Here is an 18,580-nt window from a genome sequence, read left to right as displayed (position 1 = left end):
CCAAAGCCGGACGCATCGTCGCCGCGCCTTCGTCAAGGAACGCTGTTCTCAATGTCACGAAGCCGTGGCAGACAACTCACCGCGCCGGGGGGTGTTCAGGATTCGCCAGAGGAGGGCGCATGACTGTCATCGAACCCGGGTCCACGTCGTCCGATCTCGTCGGCCGCGTCAAACGCCTGTTGCTGTCCCCGTCGGCCGAGTGGGAGCGCATCGACGCCGAGCCGGCGACGATCAAGGGCCTCTATGTCGGCTATGTCTGCATTCTGGCCGCCATCCCGCCGCTGGCCGGCCTGATCGGCGGCCAGGTGTTCGGCGTCGGGGCGCTCGGCTTCTCGTTCAAGCCGTCGCTGGTGTCTGCGCTTGTCACCGCCGTCGTCAGCTATGGGCTGAACCTGCTGTCGGTGTTCCTGGTCGCCCTGATCATCGACGCCCTGGCGCCCAGCTTCGACGGCCAGAAGGACCGCGTTCAGGCCTTCAAGGTCGCCGCCTACAGCTACACCGCCGCATGGGTCTTCGGGATCTTGGGAATCTTCCCGCCGCTGGGCGCGATCGCCGCCCTGATCAGCCTCTACGGCTTCTATCTGCTGTATCTGGGCCTGCCGCGGCTGATGAAGGCCCCGAAGGAGAAGGCGGTGGGCTACACCGTCGTCACGGTCATCTGCGCCATCGTCCTGTCGATCATCATCGGCGCCGTCACCGGCGCGATCGCGGGCGCGGCGATGTTCGGGGCGGCCAACCGCGTCGCCGGCGCCGGTCACGCCTCGGGCACGATGGAGATCAACGGCGCCAAGGTCGACATGGGCAAGCTGGAAGCGGCCAGCAGGCAGATGGAGGCCGCCTCCAAGCAGATGAATTCGGGCAAACCGGTTCCCACCGTGCCGGCCGACACCCTGAAGGGCCTGCTGCCGGGCGGCGTGGCGGGTTTCTCGCGCATCAGCCTGGAAAGCCAGTCGGGCGGCGCGGCGGGCATGTCGATGAGCTCGGCGCGCGGCGAGTACACCAAGGGCGACGCCAACTTCACCCTGGCGGTCACGGACCTGGGCGCGATGGCGGGCATGGCCGCCATGGCCGGCGCGGTGGACGCCCAGTCCTCCGAAGAGACCGCGCACGGCTACAAGAAGGTCGGCAAGGTCGGCGGCCGGATGACCACCGAGGAGTGGGACCGTGAAAGCAAGTACGGCCAATACAGCGTGCTGGTGGGCGACCGCTTCACGGTCGAGGCCAACGGCACGGCCGACAGCATCGACTCGCTGAAGCAGGCGGTGGCCGCGGTCGACATGGGCCGGCTGGAAGGCCTGGCCCGCTAGTCGGCGGCGTCAGCCGCCCGTGACGGTCCGTCGGGCGCGGGGCGCGATGCGGGTCAGGAGCTCGTAGGCCGTCGTGCCGGCCGCCGCCGCCGCGTCGTCGACGGGCAGGTCCGGGCCGATGATCTGCATCATCGCGCCCGGGCGGGCGGCGTCGCAGTCGGTGATGTCGACGGCGATCAGGTCCATCGACACCCGGCCCAGGATCGGCCGCCGGGCGCCGTCGAACCACACCGCCCCACGCGGATGGGCCGCGCGCGGCACGCCGTCGGCGTAGCCCGCCGCCAGGATGGCGACGCGGGTGGTGTCCTCCGCCGTGAAGGCCGCGCCGTAGCCGATGCTCTCGCCCCGCGGCACCACCCGGGCCTGGAGGATCGGAGCTTCCAGCGTGGCCACGGCCTTGATCCGCGCGTCGGGCACGTCGCGCGGGCCGCCGCCATAGAGGCTGATGCCCGGCCGGCACTGGTCGAAATGGTAGTCGCCGCCCAGGAAGATCCCGCCCGAATTGGCCAGGCTGCGGCGCGCATTCGGGAACAGGGCGGCGGCCTCGGTGAAGCGGGCCAGCTGGCGGGCGTTCAGCGGGTGGCCCGGCTCGCCGGCGCAGGCCAGGTGGCTGATCACCAGGCCGATGTTCAGGAACTTCAGCCGGTCCATGGCCCCGGTCAGGACCACGGCCTCCTCGGGACGCAGGCCCAGGCGGTTCATGCCGGTGTCGATGTGCAGGGCGGCGTCCAGCACCCGGCCGCGGGCGTGGCTGTTCCAGGCCTCGATCTGCGGCAGGCTGTTGAGCACCGGCGTCAGCCGGGCCGCCTCGATGGCGGGCGCCGAGCCGGGGGTCACGCCGTCCAGCAGGTAGATCGTCGCCTTGCGGTCGCCCAGGGCCCGACGCAGGGCGAGGCCTTCCGACAGCCGGGCCACGTAGAAGGCGCGCGCGCCGTCGTCCCACAGGAAACCGGCCACCAGGGCCGCGCCCAGGCCATAGCCGTCGGCCTTGACGGCCGGCGCGATCTCGCCGCCGCCGGCGGCGGCCTTGAGCACGGCGTGGTTGGACGCCAGGGCGTCGAGGTCGAGGGTGAGGAGGCTGGCTTCGGTCACGGGGCGGCTCTAGCACCCTTGCGACCTTCGGGAGAAGTGTGTTTGCCGTGCAGGACTCGTCCTTCACCTGAGGTTGCGCTAGCCATGACGCAGCCGACTCGTCTCGAGCCGGCGGGTATCGGGGCTGTCGGATGAAGAAGTTGCTGGGCTTGGCCGTGGCGTGGACCGTCGCGGGCACAGGGGTCGCTGCGGCCCAGCAAGGCGCGCCGCCCCTCTGGTCCGGCGCCTCCGGGACGGAAGTCGTGGCGGGGTCGGCGCAGAACAAGCTGGGACTGATCCAGCCGGGCGAGGTCTTCGCCCGCCAGATCCGCCAACCGATCCGCAGAGGCGTTCTCGCTAAGGATTTCCCGTTCGGCCAGGGCAAATACGCGGGCGTGATCAAGGCCGGCGCACCGCTCTATGGCGAGGTGTTCCTGACCATTCCGCGCGTCGGGGAGAACCTGCCGCCCCGCCGCAAGGACGATCTGGTCTGGTGCGTGGCGGGCGCCGCGCCGGTCCTGTGCTTCCGCTGGAACGGTCCCAACGACACGGAATATGCCGGCGTGATCGGCGGCTTGATGTTCGATCGGGCGCCCTTCGGCAATTGGCACGCCGCGCCGGGCCTCGAGATCCGCGAAGACCCCGCGCCCCTGAATCCGCCCTATGAGGAACTGATGGTCCTGAAGGTGGTCGGCGAGACCGGCTTCGTGGTCAGTAAGGTCGAGCAGATGGGCGACCGGAAGCATGTCACCGACGAGACCCACTACTGGGACGACCCCGTCGAACGCGACGCCAGGCTCAAGCTGCGCTTCAGCCCGGTGAAGAACGCCAAGGGCGAGGTCGTCGCGGCGAGGGCGACGCCCGCGCCCTGACGACTCAGCGCCCGGCCAGGAACTGGGCGACCAGGGCCTCCACGCCGCTGGCGACGATCTGCACCCCGATGCACATCAGCAGGAACGCCATCAGCCGCGACATCACCCGCGCGCCGTTGACGCCCAGGAAGGCCAGCACTTTGTCCGAGGCGCGGTAGAAGCCCCAGACCATCAGGGCGATGACCACCACGGCCAGGCTGGCGCCCAGGAAGAACGGGATCACCGAGTGGCCCTGGGCGGGCCGCTGGGAGGAGAGGGCGATGGCCACCGAGATCGCGCCGGGCCCGGTCGTGAACGGCATGGTCAGCGGGAAGAAGGCCATGTCCTCGGCCCGGCTCTTCAGCGGCGCGGCCTGGTCGGCCTTGCGGTCCTCGTGCTCTTCCGGGGTCATCAGCAGGGCCCAGGCCCGGATGGCCACCACCAGGCCGCCGGCCACGCGCAGCGCGCCCAGGCTGACGCCGAAGAAGTTCAGCACGTAGCCGCCCAGCAGCAGCGAGCCCAGCAGGATGAAGAAGGCGTAGAGCGCGATCGTCGGGGCCAGCCGCCTGCGGGTCTCGGCCGGGTGGTCGACCAGCATCTGGTGGAAGATCAGCGCCGCCCCGACCGGATTGACGATCGAGAACAGGGCCGGGAAGGCCAGCAGGAAGGCGCCGACCAGGGTCGACACCGGCAGGGGGCTGAACTCCATCAGGCGGTCTCGTGGTCGGCGAACGGGAAGGGCACCCTGGCCCGATCCGTCCGCCCGCGTCAAACCGAAGGCGGCTACTCGTCGTCGCCGCTGCGCATCTGGTGGAAGTAGTGGTCGCGGGCCAGGTTGCCGAAGCGCGTGGTGTCGCTGTTGAACGACAGGCGCACCGTGCCGATGGGACCGTGACGCTGCTTGGCGATGATCACCTCGGCCAGGCCCTGCAGGCGGTCCATGTCCTCCTGCCACTGCAGGTGCTCGGGCGTGCCTTCGCGCGGCTCGGAGCGGCCGACATAGTAGCTTTCGCGGTAGACGAACCAGACCATGTCGGCGTCCTGCTCGATCGAGCCCGATTCACGAAGGTCGGACAGCTGCGGACGCTTGTCCTCGCGCTGTTCGACCTGACGCGACAGCTGCGACAAAGCGATGACCGGGCAGGCCAGTTCCTTGGCCAGGGCCTTCAGGCCCATGGTGATCTGCGAGACTTCCTGCACGCGGCTGGCGTTGGACGACAGGTCCGAGCCGGTGACCAGCTGCAGGTAGTCGACCACGATCAGGTCCAGGCCGACCTGGCGCTTCAGACGGCGTGCCCGGGCGGTCAGCTTGGCGATGGAGATGCCGCCGGTGGCGTCGATGTAGAGCGGGGCTTCCTGCAGCTCGATGGCCGCGTCGCGCACCCGGCCGAACTCGCTGGCGTCGATCTCGCCCTTGCGGAGCTTGTCGCCCGACACGCCCGAGGCGTCGGCCAGCATACGCAGGGCCAGCTGCTCGGCGCTCATTTCCAGCGAGTAGAAGGCCACCACGCCGCCGCTGACGGTCTTCTTGGTGCCGTCCGGCTGGGGCTCCCAGGCGTACTTCTTGGCGATGTTGAAGGCGATGTTGGTGGCCAGGGCGGTCTTACCCATCGACGGACGGCCGGCGAGCACGATCAAGTCCGACGGGTGCAGGCCCCCGATCTTGGTGTCCAGGTCGATCAGGTCGGTCGAGACGCCCGACATGCCGCCGTCGCGGCTGTAGGCCTCGGCGGTCATCTCCACGGCGCCGCGCAGGGCGTCGCCGAAGCTGACGAAGCCGGACGACGCCGTGCCGCTTTCGGCCAGGGTGTAGAGCTGCTGTTCGGCCGCCTCGATCTGGTCGCGGGCCGGCAGCTTGACGTCGTCCTTGCCGGTCCCGCCGTGGGCGGTGGCGGCGATCTCGCCGCCGATGCGGATCAGGTCGCGGCGCAGGGCCAGGTCGAAGACGGCCCGGGCGTAGTCGCCGACATTGGCGGCGGGCGGGGCGCGGTCGACCAGGTCGGCCAGGTAGCGCAGGCCGCCCAGCTCGTCGAAGGCCGGATCGTGCTTGAACTCGTCGGCCAGCAGGATCGGCTCGGCCAGCTGGCCCTTGCGGATGTGGGTCTCGATCGAGCCGAACAGCCGCTGGTGGAAGGGCTCGTAGAAGTGGCGGCCCTGCAGGCTGTCGGTCAGGCGCTCATAGGCCGCGTTGTCGTACAGCAGCACGCCCAGCAGGGCCTGTTCGGCCTCCAGGTTGTGGGGCGCGACGGCGACGACGATTTCGCCCGAAGACGGCGGGCGGAGGTCTAGAGCAGGAACGAGGGACATCGGCGGAAGTTAACGCGAACGGTTGTTGGGCGCGACCGGCCCCGCTTCAGATGAACGGGGATGTTTTGTGTATGTTCTATAGGATCACGACCCGTCAAAAGCGGACGTAGGAAGGGCGCGGCGATCGCTCGCCGCGCCCCTGGAACGCTTAGTCGAAGCCGGTCAAGGACTTACCAGCTGTAGCTCAGACGCGTGTAGAGGAAGCGCCCGTTGAAGCCGAACGGCGAGTAGCTGGGGAAGCCCACCACGCCGGTCGTGTTGACCGGGGCCGGCGCCTGGTTGGGATACTCGTCGAACAGGTTGTTCACGCCCACGGCCCAGGTGATGTCCTTCAGGAACGTGTAGCGCGCCTCGGCGTCCCAGACGGTCTTGGCGCCCGACTTGTAGTCCAGCGACGGGGTGGCGTTGGGGATCAGCACCGAGCCGTAGGCCGTGCCCCGCAGGGTGGCGCCCCACGGGCCGTTGCTCCAGTCGCCGCTGGCCACGAACTTGTGGTCGGGCGTGCCTTGCTCGTAGGTCAGGACGTTGACCCGGGCGAACAGGGGCGGGGGCACGGGCAGGCCGGACAGGGTGCTGGTGGTCGGCACCTTGTTGACGTCGGTCTGATTGTAGTTGGCCGCCAGGGTCAGGTCGAAGCGACCGGCCGCGTCGGCGTCCAGGCGATAGCGCGCCACCACGTCGACGCCCTTGCTGGTGGTGTCCACGCCGTTGACGAAGAACCGCGCCGTGGTCACGCCGAACGGCTGCAGCAGGTTGTAGATCGCCTGCTGGGTGGGCGTGCCGCCGTTCACGCCCTGGATGTTCTCCGAGAGCACGATGCGGTTGTCGATGTCGATCTGGTAGGCGTCGACCGTCAGCTCGAACGGGCCCTTGTGATAGACCGCGCCCAGCGAATAGTTCTTCGACTTCTCGGGCTCCAGCGGCTTGGCGCCCAGGGCGGCGGCCGTAGCGCTGGTGGCCGGGAAGGTGCCCACGTCCACCGCCGCGCCGCCGGCGATGATGTTGATCGAAGTGGTGGTGAAGTACTGCTGCTGCAGGGCCGGGGCCCGGAAGCCGCTGGAGAAGGCGCCGCGCAGGGCGAAGCTGTCGGTGAAGTCGTAGCGCGCCGCGATCTTGCCAGTCGTGGTCGAGCCGAAGTCGGAATAGTCCTCGTAGCGGGCGGCCAGGTCGACATCCAGCTTGTCGGTGATCTGGTTGTCCAGGTCGACATAGAGGCTGGTGGCGTTGCGGCTGACGTCGACCTCGTTGGCGGGGCGGAAGCCCGGGAAGCCCTGGGCGCCGGCGCCCTTGCCGTTGCCGCCGTTGACCCACGAGGCGGTCTCGCCGGCTTTGATCCTGTAGCTCTCGTCGCGGTACTCGATCCCGAACGCCAGGGTGCTGGGCTTGGCGAAGCCGAACAGCTCCAGCGGCCGGTTGACGTCGATGGCCGCCACCGTCTGCTCGTAGCGCATCGAGCCGTCCTTGAAGCGGGTCGGCGAGCTCGGGCCCAGCGAGGCGTTCAGCGAGTTGATCGTGCCGTACTCGACCTTGTTGGCGCCGTTGGTGACGCTGGCGTCGACGTTGAAGCCGGCGATCACGCCCTTGGCGCCGAAGGCCAGGTTGTAGTCGTCGATGTCGGTGGTGATCCGCGGCACGTAGCCGGTCGGATAGACGCTGACATAGTTGTTGGCGTTGTCGGCCAGGCGCGGGAAGGCCGAGCTCTCGCCCTTGCGGTTCTGATAGCCGGCCAGGCCGTACAGGCTCCAGTCCTCGTTCAGCGGCAGGCCGAAGTTGGCGTAGATCGTCTTGGTCTCGACCTGCGGGTCGCCGTAGACGCCGGTCACCTTGCTGGGCGTGACGCGGGGATCGTAGTCGGCGCGGTTGGTCGGGTTGCGGAACGAATACTCGCCCGTGACGGTCAGATAGCCGTCGTTGGGCAGGGCGAAGCCTTGCCACAGCGAGGCGCTGTAGGTCGGGCCGTCGTGCGCCGTGCGGCCGTCCTGGTTCCGCGTGGTCTTCACGTCGGTGTTGTAGATCCCGTAGGTGGCGCTGGCGCCGCCGCCGTGGCTGGCCTGGCGCAGGCGCAGGTTGATCACCCCGGCGATGGCGTCCGAGCCGTACTGGGCGGCCGCGCCTTCACGCAGGATCTCGACGGTCTCGAGGGCCGCGGTCGGGATGGTGTTGAGGTCGAACGGGGCCGAGCCGCGGCCGATCGAGCCGTTGATGTTGACCAGGGCGGCGGTGTGGGCGCGGTGCCCGTTCAGCAGCACCAGGGTCTGGTCGGGCGACAGGCCGCGCAGGGTGGCCGGACGCACCGAGTCGGTGCCGTCGGTGACCGCCGGGCGGGGAAAGTCGATCGACGGCGCCAGATTGGCCAGGGCCTGGGCCAGTTCCGGCGTGCCTTGGCGGCTCAGGGCCTTGTTGTCGACGACGTCGACCGGCGAGACCGTGTCGAGCCGCGAACGGGCGACCCGGGTGCCGGTGACCACGACCTGGTCGACCGCGGTCGACTCGTCGGCGGCGGGCGCGGCGGCGTCCTGGGCATGGGCGACGCCGGCCACGGCCACGATCGACGTGGCGGCCAGCAGGAAGTTTCTGAAGCGCATAGCGAATCCCCTCGCTTGGCTTCCGGCGGCGATCGACGCCTTGTCCGGAAGCGGAGGAGCCTGTCTCCCCCATATCGAAAGGATGGGAATGCGTGCGTTCGCCCGCAAGCTGAGCAATTCTTGACGAACGCGCAGAAAAAAACGGCGCGGATTTCTCCGCGCCGTTCTTCCAGTTTTTCTAGACGCTACTAAGCCGGATTAGGCTTCGTAGTGGTCGCCTTCGAACGAACCGGCGCCGCCTTCGGCCATGTCTTGGGCGGCTTCGGCGTCAGCGGCGCGGTCTTCCTCGAACTGAGCGGCGATGACGTTCTCGCCGCGCGCTTGGCGGTCGGCTTCGTCTTGGCTGCGCGCGATGTTGAGGGTGACCGTGACGGTCACTTCAGCGTGCAGCTTCACCTTCACTTCGTGGACGCCCAGCGTCTTGATCGGCTTGTCGAGGACGATCATCGAGCGATCGACCTTGCCGCCTTCGGCCTTGATGGCGTCGGCGACGTCGCGACCCGCGACCGAACCGTACAGCTGGCCGCTTTCGCCGGCCTGACGGATCATCACGTACTGATGGCCGTCGATGCCTTCACCGGCCTTGCCGGCGTTCTCGCGGTTCTTGACGTTGCGAGCTTCGATCTCAGCGCGCTGAGCTTCGAAGGTCTTCAGGTTGGCCGAGTTGGCGCGCAGGGCCTTGGAACGCGGCAGCAGGAAGTTACGGGCGAAGCCGTCCTTCACGGTGACCACGTCGCCGAGGACGCCGGTGCCTTCGACGCGTTCGAGCAGAATGACTTTCATCGTGGTGTCTCCCTTACTTCACGACGTAGGGGAGCAGAGCCAGGAAGCGGGCGCGCTTGATGGCCTTGGCCAGTTCGCGTTGCTTCTTGGCCGACACCGCGGTGATGCGCGACGGCACGATCTTGCCGCGCTCGGAGACGTAACGCTGCAGCAGCTTCACGTCCTTGTAGTCGATCTTCGGCGCGTTGGCGCCCGAGAACGGGCAAACCTTGCGGCGACGGAAGAAGGGGCGGCGGGCGCCGCCACCGGCGGCGGGAGCGCCGGCTTCGGGAGCAGTGGTATCGGTCATGATCTCTCTTCTCCCTTACGCTTGCGGCGCGAAGTCGTCGCGCGGGCGCTCGCTGCGCTCGCCACGTTCGCGGTCGCGACGGGCCAGAACCGGCGACAGTTCCAGGTCCAGCTCTTCGACGCGGATGGTCATGAAGCGCAGGACGTCTTCATTGATCAGCAGCTGACGTTCCATCTCCTTCACGGCCGCGGCCGGAGCGTCGATGGCGAGCAGGGAGTAGTGGCCCTTGCGGTTCTTCTTGATGCGGTAGGTGAGGTTACGGAGGCCCCAGTACTCGATCTTGGCGATGTGACCGCCATTCTCTTCCAGGAGAGCCTTGAGTTGCTCGTTCAGAGCTTCGGCCTGTTGCGGCGAGATGTCCTGCCGCGCGATGACCACGTGTTCGTAGAACGCCATGTTTTCCTTCTTCCGGCTTGGAAGGCGGCGCGGGCGACGGCGGAAGTCCGTCGACCACGATGGATCCTGCATGCCGAGCGGGAAATCCCGACCCAAAGGGCTGCGCGCAAGACCGCCATCCGTGAGAGCGCGCGCTATTACAGGAAAGGCCGCGCCAAGGCAAGGAAACCCTGCGGATTCGGGCGAAGGCGACGCCCGGCCCGCGATCGCGCCCCGCGCGAACCGCCCGAAAACCGGGCGCTCGAACAACTGTCATACAAAATTGGCGGACAGGTGCTTTGGACGCGCAAAGGCTTGTGCTATCGGGGGTTCATGGGGTTTCGCACGCTCGCTTCCTTGATCGCGGTCACGGCCGCGACTGCGGTCCTCGCCGATCCGGCGGCGGCCCGCGAGGTGATCCGCAAGCCCGACCTGTCGGTCTGGGGCTCGGACGGCCACTTCCAGGGCTATTCCGCCGCCCAGACCCTGGACCTGTCCAGCGACGTCGAGAACGCCACCTTCACCGCCAAGGTGGCCGGCTCCATCGACGATCCGACCTATAATTTCGAGCTGAACCTGAACCAGAAGCCCGACGAGCAGGTCGCCGCGAACCGCGCCCTGGGCGTCGGCGCGTCCTGGAACGCCCGGGAGGCGGCGATCCGCTCGTCCCTGGCCCGCTCGTTCGGCTTCGGCCTGCTGCCCAAGGCCAACTATGTCCGCCTGTCGATGGACATGAACGCCACCCAGCCGGTCTATGTGCGCGGCCGCATGCCCGAGACCCGGGCCAACGTGCGGTCCGAACTGACCCTGGACGGCCGCCCGGTCGCCTCGATCGCCGTCGGCGGCGGCACCACCGGCCAGGAGGGCGTCGACTTCAGCCTGACCCGGCCGTTCGACATCCCCGCCGAGTTCACCGTCAGCCTGCGCGCCGCCGACGAGCGGGTCCAGGACGGGCGGCTGATGGTCAAGCTGGTCCGCTCGACCTGGTAGGGTTCAGGCCGCCTCCGCCATCACCTCGCGCCCCGGACGGCACACCGCCGCCGCGAACCGCTCCAGGTAGCGCGGGTTCTCGGTGCCCATCCATTTGTCCCACCAGGTGAAATAGAGCCCGTAGTTCCAGCCCGCCTGGGCGTGGTGCAGGTCGTGGTGGGTCACCGTCGTCAGCCAGGGCAACAGCGGGCGGCCGTCGCGGGTGGCCGGGAACAGCTCGTAGCCGCTGTGCCCCAGGGTGTTGCGGACGATCTGGTGCAGCATGAACAGGCCCGCCACGGGCCACTGGGTGGGGACCAGCAGCATCCACAGCGGCACGAACAGCGCGTTGATCGCCGCCTCGCCCAGGTCGAAGCTGTAGGCGGTGAACGGCGAGGGGCTGTTGGACCGGTGGTGGCGGCGGTGGAAGGTCCGGAACAGCCGCCGGTCGTGGATCAGCCGGTGCGTCCAGTAGAACCAGGCGTCGTGGGCCACGACCATCAGGACCAGGCTGGTCCAGAACCAGACCGGGCCCAGGCCCCGGGCGATGTACGGGCCGGGCATCAGGCCGGCGCGGAAAAGGGCGAAACTGATCAGGCCGACTGTCGAGAAGATCATGATCGAGCGGATCGAGCAGGCGAACTCGATCAGCAGCTGCCGAGCCGGCGGCCGGCCCTCGCGGATCTTGCGCCCGGCCAGGGGCGCGGCCAGCACGACCCACAGGGTCAGCCAGACGCCGACCGCGAAGGTCACGTAGCGGCTGACGTCGGTGAAGGCGGCATGCAGCCAGTTGTCCGCCATCGCGGCGAGATAGGGGAGCATCGGACTTCCTCGGTTGGACGATGACCCGAGGCAAGAACGGCGCGGCCGGTTCGTCGCGCCGATCGCGAAATCAGGCGGACTTGTCGGCTTTCGGCGAAGGATCGCCGCTTTCGACCAGCCGCAGGCGGGCCGGGGCCGGGGTGTTGGCGGTCCGCCATTCGGTGGGGGTGACGCCGGTGGCGGCCCGGAAGGCGCGGTTGAACGGCCCCAGCGAGGCGAAGCCCAGGTCGTAGGCGATGGTCGAGATCGACTTCAGGGCCAGGTCGGGAGCGGCGAGGGCGGTCTTGGCCGCCTCGATCCGCCGGCCGTTGACGTAGTCGGCAAAGTTGCGATGGCCTAGCACGCCGTTGATCAGCCGGCGCAGGCGATGCTCAGGCGCACCGACCAGGGCCGCCAGGGCAGTGATCGACAGGTCCTCGCCGCGCCAGACCTCGTCATCGTCCATGGCCGTCTCCAGCCGCGACAGCACCAGCCGGTCGGCGGGCGACAGGTCGTGGTCGGCCAGGGGCGCGATGCCAGGCGGCCGGTCCTCGGCCTCGGGGACGGCGGCCAGGGCGGGTTCGGCCCGCAGCAGGGCGACCGAGCCGGCCAGGGCCAGGACGGCCAGCACCAGGGCCTGGGCCAGGCGCCCGTGGCCGAAACCCGACAGCCCGGCGTTGGCGGCCAGGTTCTGGACGCTGAGCAGCAGGATATAGCCCGCGGCGGCCAGCATGATCGGCCCGCGCATCCGCCGGCGCTCGGCCACCAGGTCGCCACGCCAGCCGCGCCAGATCACCAGCAGGGCGTGCAGCACGATCCCGGCCGAAGCCAGGTTGAAGACCAGCCAGAAGGGCTCGCAGATCGGCGGCGGCAGGGAACGCGCCAGCAGCCACCAGGCCGCCAGGCCCACGGCCGGCCACAGGCGGTGGAGCGAAAAGCGCCGCTCGTCGGCGAACAGGGCGTAGGCCAGGGTCCAGAACAGGCCCGTGGTCGCCACCGACATCAGGCACAGCGGCAGCCAGGCCACGAGCACGCCGCCCGGCCGGTAACCCTCGACGACATGGGCGGCCGCGCACAGGAAGAACAGCGCCCCCACCCAGCGGACGGGCGAGGGGCGGCGGTCCACGGCCAGGCCCAGCCCGGTGGCGGCGAACCCGCCAATGGCCACGCCGCGCGCGAGAGTCTCGAGAAGGATCGTGTCGACCATGGCCGTGATCCTAGGATCAGGCGGGCGGGACCGCGCTGGTCCCGCCGCGCCGATTTCGGAAGAGTCTGGCCGAAAGCCGGTCTATTTGTGCTTTCCGGCCTTGTAGGCCTTCACCGCGTCCATGGTCTGGGTCACGTGGCCCTGGAAGTTCAGGTCGCTGTAGGCCAGCAGGATCTTGCCGCTGGGGGCGATGACGTAGGAGGTGCGGTTGGACAGGTTGTCCTTCATCGGCAGCACCACGTCGTAGGTCTTGATCAGGGCTGGATTGGCGGCGGCCACCGCGAACTTGTCGCGGCAGTGCTCCTTGGAGAAGTCCTTGATGCGGTCGACATTGCCGGCCGTGACGCCGATCACCGTCGCGCCCAGCTTCTCGAACTCGGGCGTCGCCTCGGCGAATTCGTGGGCCTCGGCCGTGCAGCCCGACGTGTAGGCGGCGGGGAAGAAGTACAGCACCACCGGCCCCTTCTTCAGCGCCTTGGACAGGGTGAAGCTGAAATCGTTGCCGGCCAGGGCGGCCGGGGCGGTGAAGTCCGGCGCCTTTTCGCCGACCTTGAGGGCGGCCAGGGCGGGAGAGGCGGCCAGCAGGGCGCCGCAGAGGGCGAGACCGGTGAGCAGGCGTTGCATGCGGGAGGCTCCGAGGGAAGGCGAGGCGCAGCCAAGTGCGTCGTCGATTCAATAACCCCATTCTCGCGCCTTCCAAACGCCGACCTTCGTCGAGGCGGCGGATGCTTCGGCCGTCGCGTTCGGCCTCGCGCCATGGTAGAGATGAGCGACAGACGGAGGCGGCTCGAATGCGCGGCGCGATCCTTTCCCCGGCGGTGCTTTCCATAGCGGTGCTTTCCATAGCGGTGCTGGCGGCCGCCGCGACGACCCTGGCCCAGGCGGAGACGCCGACGATCCGATCGTTCCGCGCGGTCTCGTCGTCCCGAGTCGCGATCCCGGCCACGCCGCGCCCGCCGATGACGCCTTCGGTCATGCCCAGGGCGATCCCGGCCGCCACGCCGCCGCACTGTCCGCCGCCCAAGCCGCCGCTGTCGGTCAGCATCCCCAAGCCCGACTACAACAAGCGGACCATGGCGCTGATCCAGCAGAACATCGTCATGATGGCCGCCATGCGGGCCGCCGAGACGCCGCGCCCCTGCGACCCGTCCTGGAGCGCCAAGAAGCTGGCCCGCAAGGGCTGCCCGCCGGTCCAGCTCTCGCCCGAGATGATCGTGGCGAACGCGCACGAGGCCGCGTTCGACCCCGTTCCCGGTCAAAACTGATCCTTGCCCGTGGCGCGGTGATCCCATAACCCTCCCGCCCTTGGATTTGTAACGACGGAGCGGGCCCATGAGCATCGCCTTCATCTTCCCGGGACAGGGCAGCCAGACGGTCGGCATGGGCGCCGATCTCGCCCAGGCCTTCGCCGCCGCCCGCGAGGTCTTCCAGGAAGTCGACGACGCCCTGAACCAGAAGCTGTTCCAGCTGATGACCGAGGGGCCCGACGGCGACCTGACCCTGACCGAGAACGCCCAGCCGGCCCTGATGGCCGTCAGCCTGGCCGTAACCCGCACGCTGGAGAAGGAATTCGGCGTCGGGATCGACCGCGCCGCCTTCGTGGCCGGCCACAGCCTGGGCGAATACAGCGCCCTGGCCGCCGCCGGCGCGATCACCCTGGCCGACACCGCCCGGCTGCTGAAGCTGCGCGGCCAGGCCATGCAGCGCGCCGTGCCGGTGGGCGAAGGCGCCATGGCCTCGCTGATCGGCCCCAAGACCGACCTGGCCCTGGCCGAGGCCGCCGCCGCGGCCGGTTCCGAGGTCGGCGTCTGCGTGGTGGCCAACGACAACAACAACGGCAACGTGGTGATCTCCGGCGCCAAGGCCGCCGTGGACAAGGCCATCGAGAAGGCCAAGGAACTGGGCGCGCGGGCCATCCCGCTGAACGTCTCGGCTCCGTTCCACTGCCCGCTGATGCAGCCGGCCGCCGACGAGATGGCCGAGGCGCTGGCCAAGACCACCATCGTCTCGCCCCGCGCCCCGCTGGTGGCCAACGTCACCGCCGCGCCGGTCCACGATCCCGACGTCATCCGCAAGCTGCTGGTTGAGCAGGTCACCGGCCGCGTCCGCTGGCGCGAAAGCATGACCTGGCTGGCGGGCGAGGGCGGCGTCACCCGCTTCGCCGAGGCCGGCGCCGGCAAGGTGCTGTCGGGCATGGCCAAGCGGATCGCTCCGGACGCCGAAGCCGTTCCCCTGAACAGCCCGGCCGACCTCGAAGCCTTCGCCAAGTCGCTCTAATTCCAGGATATCAGATCATGTTCGATCTCACCGGCAAGACCGCCCTCGTCACCGGCGCCACGGGCGGCATCGGCGGGGCCATCGCCAAGGCCCTGCACGAGCAAGGCGCCCATGTCGTGCTCTCGGGCACCCGCGAATCGGCCCTGGCCGAGCTGAAGGCCCAGTTCGGCGAGCGCGTCTCGACCGTGGCGGCGAATCTCTCGGACGCCGAACAGGTCGACGGCCTGGTCGCCAAGGCCGAGGAAGCCGCCGGCGCGCCGCTGGACATCGTGATCGCCAACGCCGGAATCACCCGCGACGGCCTGATCGTCCGCATGAAGGACGAGGACTGGGACACCGTGATCAAGGTGAACCTGGAAGGCTATTTCCGCCTGGCCCGCGCGGCCGCCAAGGGCATGATGAAGCGCCGTTCGGGCCGGATTATCGGCATCACCTCGATCGTCGGCGTCACGGGCAACCCCGGCCAGACCAACTACGCCGCCTCCAAGGCCGGCATGATCGGCTTCTCCAAGGCCCTGGCCCAGGAACTGGCCAGCCGGAACGTGACGGTCAACTGCGTGGCTCCCGGCTTCATCGCCAGCCCCATGACCGACGCCCTGAACGAGCAGCAGAAGGCCGGCATCCTGTCGACCATCCCCGCCGGACGTCTGGGCGAGGGGAGCGATATCGCCGCTGCGTGCGTTTACCTCGCCAGTGACCAGGGCGGCTACGTCACGGGTCAGACCTTGCACGTCAACGGCGGCATGGCCATGATCTAGACGGGCCGTCTTTTCCTGGGCTCCGCGCCTTTCTGCTTGGAAAGACGAAAGCCCACATTTCTAATCGGACGTGCCGCTAGTCACTCGAAAAGGAACGTGATAGGCGGTGGCCCGACAATTCCCGTGGGGGCGAGGTTCGTCCGAGCCTCCCGCGGTACTGCAAGATTCAAAACGAGGGACTAACAGAATGTCCGACATTCTCGAGCGCGTGCGTAAGATCGTCATCGAGCACCTGGACGCCGATCCGGAAAAGGTCACCGAAAAGGCCAGCTTCATCGACGACCTGGGCGCCGACAGCCTCGACAACGTCGAGCTGGTCATGGCGTTCGAAGAAGAATTCGACATCGAAATTCCGGATGACGCCGCCGAGCACATCCAGACCGTCGGTGACGCCGTGAAGTTCATCACGGAAAAGACCGGCGCCTAAGGCGTCGGGTTCGCGTATTTCAGCGAACGGGACTATCAACCGCCGCGTCGCACGGGCTCTTGCCATCGTGCGCGCGGCGGTTTTCGTATGTGGCCGAGATTCGAGGTCGGGGGGCTGTCCGAGTCGTCAGCATCCCCATATGACCGCGATGCGAAGGTTGGGAGTGATCCATGCGTAGAGTTGTCGTCACCGGGCTTGGCCTCCTGACCCCTCTGGGTCAGGGCGTCGATGTCACCTGGAAGAACATCCTGGCCGGCAAGTCCGGCGCGAACAGGATCTCGGCCTTCGATCCGACCGAATACGCCTGCCAGGTGGCCTGCGAGGTTCCGCGCGTCGACGGTCGCGGCGGCGGCGGTCCGGACGTCGAGGGATCGTTCAACCCCGACCTGACCATGAGCCCGCGCGACCAGAAGCGCGTCGACGACTTCATCCTGTACGGCATCGCCGCCGCGGACGAGGCCGTGAAGGACTCGGGCTGGGTCCCGGAAACGGAAGAGGACAAGTACCGCACCGGCGTGATTCTCGGCTCGGGCATCGGCGGCCTGTCGACGATCGCCGACACGGCTCTCGAGCTGGAAGCCAAAGGCCCGCGCCGCGTCAGCCCGTTCTTCATCTCCTCGGCCCTGATCAACCTGATCTCGGGCCAGGTCTCGATCCGCTACGGCTTCAAGGGCCCCAACCACGCCGTGGTCACCGCCTGCGCCACCGGCGCCCACGCCATCGGCGACGCCACGCGCCTGATCAAGTACGGCGACGCCGACGTGATGATCGCCGGCGGCGCCGAAGCGGCCGTCTGCAAGGTCGGCATGGCCGGCTTCATCGCCTGTCGCGCCGTGGCCACCGCCTTCAACGACACCCCGGAAAAGGCCTCGCGTCCCTATGACAAGGACCGCGACGGCTTCGTGATGGGTGAGGGCGCCGGCGTCGTGGTGCTGGAAGAGTACGAGCACGCCAAGGCGCGCGGGGCCAAGATCTACGCCGAAGTCATCGGCTACGGCCTGTCGGGCGACGCCTATCACATCACCGCCCCGTCGGAAGACGGCGACGGCGGCTTCCGGGCCCTGTCGGCGGCCGTGAAGGACGCCGGCCTGGCGCCGTCGGACATCGATTACGTCAACGCCCACGGCACCTCGACCATGGCCGACGGCATCGAGGCCGGGGCCGTCGAGCGCTTCCTGGGCGACCACGCCAAGAACGTGGTGATGTCGTCGACCAAGTCGATGACCGGCCACCTTCTGGGCGCGGCCGGCGCGGTCGAGGCGATCTTCTCGGTCCTGGCGATCCGCGACCAGATCGCCCCGCCGACCATCAACCTGGACAATCCGGACGTGAGCGTCGCCATGAACCTGGCGCCGAACAAGGCCGTGCCGCACAAGATCGACGTGGCCGTGTCCAACAGCTTCGGCTTCGGCGGCACCAACGCCTCCGTCGTGTTCCGCAAAGTCTCGTGAGCCGGAAGCCCTCGCCGCAACGCCGGACCCCGCGGCCGGCGCCGAAGACGGGGGCTCCCCGCAAGGCCAATCCGCGCCGGCGCGAAACCGCGCCGGTCGGACGCCGCATCGCCGCCACGGGCGCGGGCCTGCTGACCATGCTGGGCCTGGCCGCGATGGTGGTGGTGCTGGCCGCCGTGTGGATCTACCAGGGCCCGGGGCCGGCCGCCCGTTCGGGCGACGTCACCACCGTCGTCTTGCGGCGCGGCGCCAGCCTGCCCGAGATCGCCTCCAGCCTGGAGCAGGCCGGGGTGATCCGCTCGTCGTCGCTGTTCCTGACCGCCGCCCAGACCACCGGCGCGGCCCGCAAGCTGAAGGCCGGCGAATACGAGTTCGCCTCCAAGGCCTCGCTCAGCCAGGTCCTGGCCAAGATCCGCGACGGCAAGATCGTCCGCCACCAGGTGACCATCGCCGAAGGCCTGACCTCGGACATGGTGGTCGACATCCTGATGCGGGCGCCCGAGCTGACCGGTACGGTCGCGACTCCGCCCGAAGGCTCCATCCTGCCCGAGACCTATCAGGTCCAGCGCGGCGAGGACCGTTCGGCGGTGCTGCAGCGGATGATGGACGACCGCGACGCCCTGCTGGACAAGCTGTGGGCCGCGCGCCAGCCGGGCCTGCCGTTCGAGACCAAGGACCAGGCCGTGACCATGGCCTCGATCGTCGAGAAGGAAACCGGCCTGGCCCGCGAGCGCCCGCACGTGGCGGCGGTGTTCATCAACCGCCTGCGCCAGGGCATCCGCCTGGGCAGCGACCCGACGATCATCTACGGCCTGACGCGCGGACGGCCCCTGGGCCGGGGCATCCTGCAGTCCGAACTGCAGCGCGAGACGCCGTACAACACCTATCTGATCACCGGCCTGCCGCCGACCCCGATCGCCAACCCGGGCAAGGCCGCTCTCGAGGCCGTGCTCAACCCGATGAAGAGCGACGACCTCTATTTCGTCGCCGACGGTACGGGCGGCCACGTCTTCGCCTCGACCTACGAGGAACACGAGCGCAATGTCGCCAAGTGGCGGCAGATCGAGCGCTCCAAGGCGGCCGGTCCTGTCACCTCCAAGACCCCGCTCGCCGGAGGGTAGG

The 18,580-nt window shown here is 68.8% G+C and carries 19 protein-coding genes; 9 read left to right on the top strand and 10 right to left on the bottom strand.

What is annotated here, in order from left to right:
- The first annotated feature begins 119 nt into the window (after positions 1-119).
- The gene (locus BR39_RS0117710; RefSeq protein WP_029914662.1) at positions 120-1,307 is read left to right on the top strand and encodes a Yip1 family protein; all 1,188 of its coding nucleotides are present in this window, start codon (positions 120-122) and stop codon (positions 1,305-1,307) included.
- Positions 1,308-1,316: 9 nt separating this feature from the next.
- Here BR39_RS0117710 and alr read toward each other — a convergent pair whose 3' ends face one another.
- On the bottom strand, positions 1,317-2,399 hold the full coding sequence (gene alr, locus BR39_RS0117705; RefSeq protein WP_029914660.1) for an alanine racemase: 1,083 nt from the start codon (positions 2,397-2,399) through the stop codon (positions 1,317-1,319).
- A 131-nt stretch (positions 2,400-2,530) separates the two neighbouring features.
- On the opposite strand from alr, the gene BR39_RS0117700 reads away from it, so the two are divergent.
- The gene (locus tag BR39_RS0117700; RefSeq protein WP_029914658.1) at positions 2,531-3,250 is read left to right on the top strand and encodes a hypothetical protein; all 720 of its coding nucleotides are present in this window, start codon (positions 2,531-2,533) and stop codon (positions 3,248-3,250) included.
- Positions 3,251-3,254: 4 nt separating this feature from the next.
- Here BR39_RS0117700 and BR39_RS0117695 read toward each other — a convergent pair whose 3' ends face one another.
- The 6 genes from BR39_RS0117695 to rpsF form a co-directional block, all read right to left on the bottom strand.
- Complete coding sequence (locus tag BR39_RS0117695; RefSeq protein WP_029914655.1) at positions 3,255-3,938, bottom strand: MarC family protein; 684 nt, start codon at positions 3,936-3,938, stop codon at positions 3,255-3,257.
- Positions 3,939-4,012: 74 nt separating this feature from the next.
- Complete coding sequence (locus tag BR39_RS0117690; RefSeq protein ID WP_029914653.1) at positions 4,013-5,536, bottom strand: replicative DNA helicase; 1,524 nt, start codon at positions 5,534-5,536, stop codon at positions 4,013-4,015.
- Between the two features lie 170 nt (positions 5,537-5,706).
- Complete coding sequence (locus BR39_RS0117685; RefSeq protein ID WP_029914651.1) at positions 5,707-8,121, bottom strand: TonB-dependent siderophore receptor; 2,415 nt, start codon at positions 8,119-8,121, stop codon at positions 5,707-5,709.
- Between the two features lie 198 nt (positions 8,122-8,319).
- The gene (gene rplI, locus BR39_RS0117680; protein WP_029914649.1) at positions 8,320-8,904 is read right to left on the bottom strand and encodes a 50S ribosomal protein L9; all 585 of its coding nucleotides are present in this window, start codon (positions 8,902-8,904) and stop codon (positions 8,320-8,322) included.
- 13 nt (positions 8,905-8,917) lie between these two features.
- Complete coding sequence (gene rpsR / locus BR39_RS0117675) at positions 8,918-9,193, bottom strand: 30S ribosomal protein S18 (RefSeq protein WP_029914647.1); 276 nt, start codon at positions 9,191-9,193, stop codon at positions 8,918-8,920.
- Between the two features lie 15 nt (positions 9,194-9,208).
- Complete coding sequence (gene rpsF / locus BR39_RS0117670) at positions 9,209-9,589, bottom strand: 30S ribosomal protein S6 (protein ID WP_029914645.1); 381 nt, start codon at positions 9,587-9,589, stop codon at positions 9,209-9,211.
- A 312-nt stretch (positions 9,590-9,901) separates the two neighbouring features.
- Here rpsF and BR39_RS0117665 point away from each other — a divergent pair, with 312 nt between their 5' ends.
- On the top strand, positions 9,902-10,558 hold the full coding sequence (locus tag BR39_RS0117665; protein WP_029914643.1) for a hypothetical protein: 657 nt from the start codon (positions 9,902-9,904) through the stop codon (positions 10,556-10,558).
- Positions 10,559-10,561: 3 nt separating this feature from the next.
- Here the strand turns inward: BR39_RS0117665 and BR39_RS0117660 are convergent, their stop codons facing one another.
- From BR39_RS0117660 to BR39_RS0117650, 3 genes are all read right to left on the bottom strand, one after another.
- Positions 10,562-11,359 (bottom strand): sterol desaturase family protein, encoded by a 798-nt coding sequence (locus BR39_RS0117660; protein ID WP_029914641.1) that lies wholly within the window; start codon positions 11,357-11,359, stop codon positions 10,562-10,564.
- Positions 11,360-11,429: 70 nt separating this feature from the next.
- Positions 11,430-12,545, bottom strand: coding sequence for an AraC family transcriptional regulator (locus tag BR39_RS0117655; protein ID WP_029914639.1), 1,116 nt, complete (start codon positions 12,543-12,545; stop codon positions 11,430-11,432).
- Positions 12,546-12,626: 81 nt separating this feature from the next.
- Positions 12,627-13,169, bottom strand: a complete 543-nt coding sequence (locus tag BR39_RS0117650) for a peroxiredoxin (protein WP_029914637.1) — start codon at positions 13,167-13,169, stop codon at positions 12,627-12,629.
- A gap of 167 nt (positions 13,170-13,336) precedes the next feature.
- Between BR39_RS0117650 and BR39_RS0117645 the strand changes: the two genes are divergently transcribed.
- The 6 genes from BR39_RS0117645 (at position 13,337) to mltG (ending at position 18,579) form a co-directional block, all read left to right on the top strand.
- Positions 13,337-13,810: a hypothetical protein gene (locus BR39_RS0117645; protein WP_029914635.1), complete on the top strand. Its 474-nt coding sequence runs from the start codon at positions 13,337-13,339 to the stop codon at positions 13,808-13,810.
- A gap of 67 nt (positions 13,811-13,877) precedes the next feature.
- Positions 13,878-14,822 carry an ACP S-malonyltransferase gene (gene fabD, locus BR39_RS0117640; RefSeq protein ID WP_029914633.1) on the top strand — a complete coding sequence of 315 codons (945 nt, stop codon included), beginning with the start codon at positions 13,878-13,880 and terminating at the stop codon, positions 14,820-14,822.
- A 17-nt stretch (positions 14,823-14,839) separates the two neighbouring features.
- On the top strand, positions 14,840-15,580 hold the full coding sequence (gene fabG, locus BR39_RS0117635) for a 3-oxoacyl-[acyl-carrier-protein] reductase (RefSeq protein ID WP_029914631.1): 741 nt from the start codon (positions 14,840-14,842) through the stop codon (positions 15,578-15,580).
- Between the two features lie 187 nt (positions 15,581-15,767).
- Positions 15,768-16,007: an acyl carrier protein gene (locus BR39_RS0117630; protein ID WP_007672577.1), complete on the top strand. Its 240-nt coding sequence runs from the start codon at positions 15,768-15,770 to the stop codon at positions 16,005-16,007.
- 170 nt (positions 16,008-16,177) lie between these two features.
- On the top strand, positions 16,178-17,458 hold the full coding sequence (gene fabF / locus BR39_RS0117625; RefSeq protein ID WP_029914628.1) for a beta-ketoacyl-ACP synthase II: 1,281 nt from the start codon (positions 16,178-16,180) through the stop codon (positions 17,456-17,458).
- Positions 17,455-18,579: an endolytic transglycosylase MltG gene (mltG, locus tag BR39_RS0117620; RefSeq protein WP_029914626.1), complete on the top strand. Its 1,125-nt coding sequence runs from the start codon at positions 17,455-17,457 to the stop codon at positions 18,577-18,579. Before fabF ends, mltG begins: the two co-directional genes overlap by 4 nt.
- The last annotated feature ends 1 nt before the right edge of the window (position 18,580 follow it).

The organism is Caulobacter sp. UNC358MFTsu5.1, assembly GCF_000712075.1.
Taxonomy (GTDB): Bacteria; Pseudomonadota; Alphaproteobacteria; order Caulobacterales; family Caulobacteraceae; genus Caulobacter.
The sequence above is the reverse complement of the archived record's forward strand: the minus strand, read 5'-3'. Positions and strand labels throughout refer to the sequence as shown.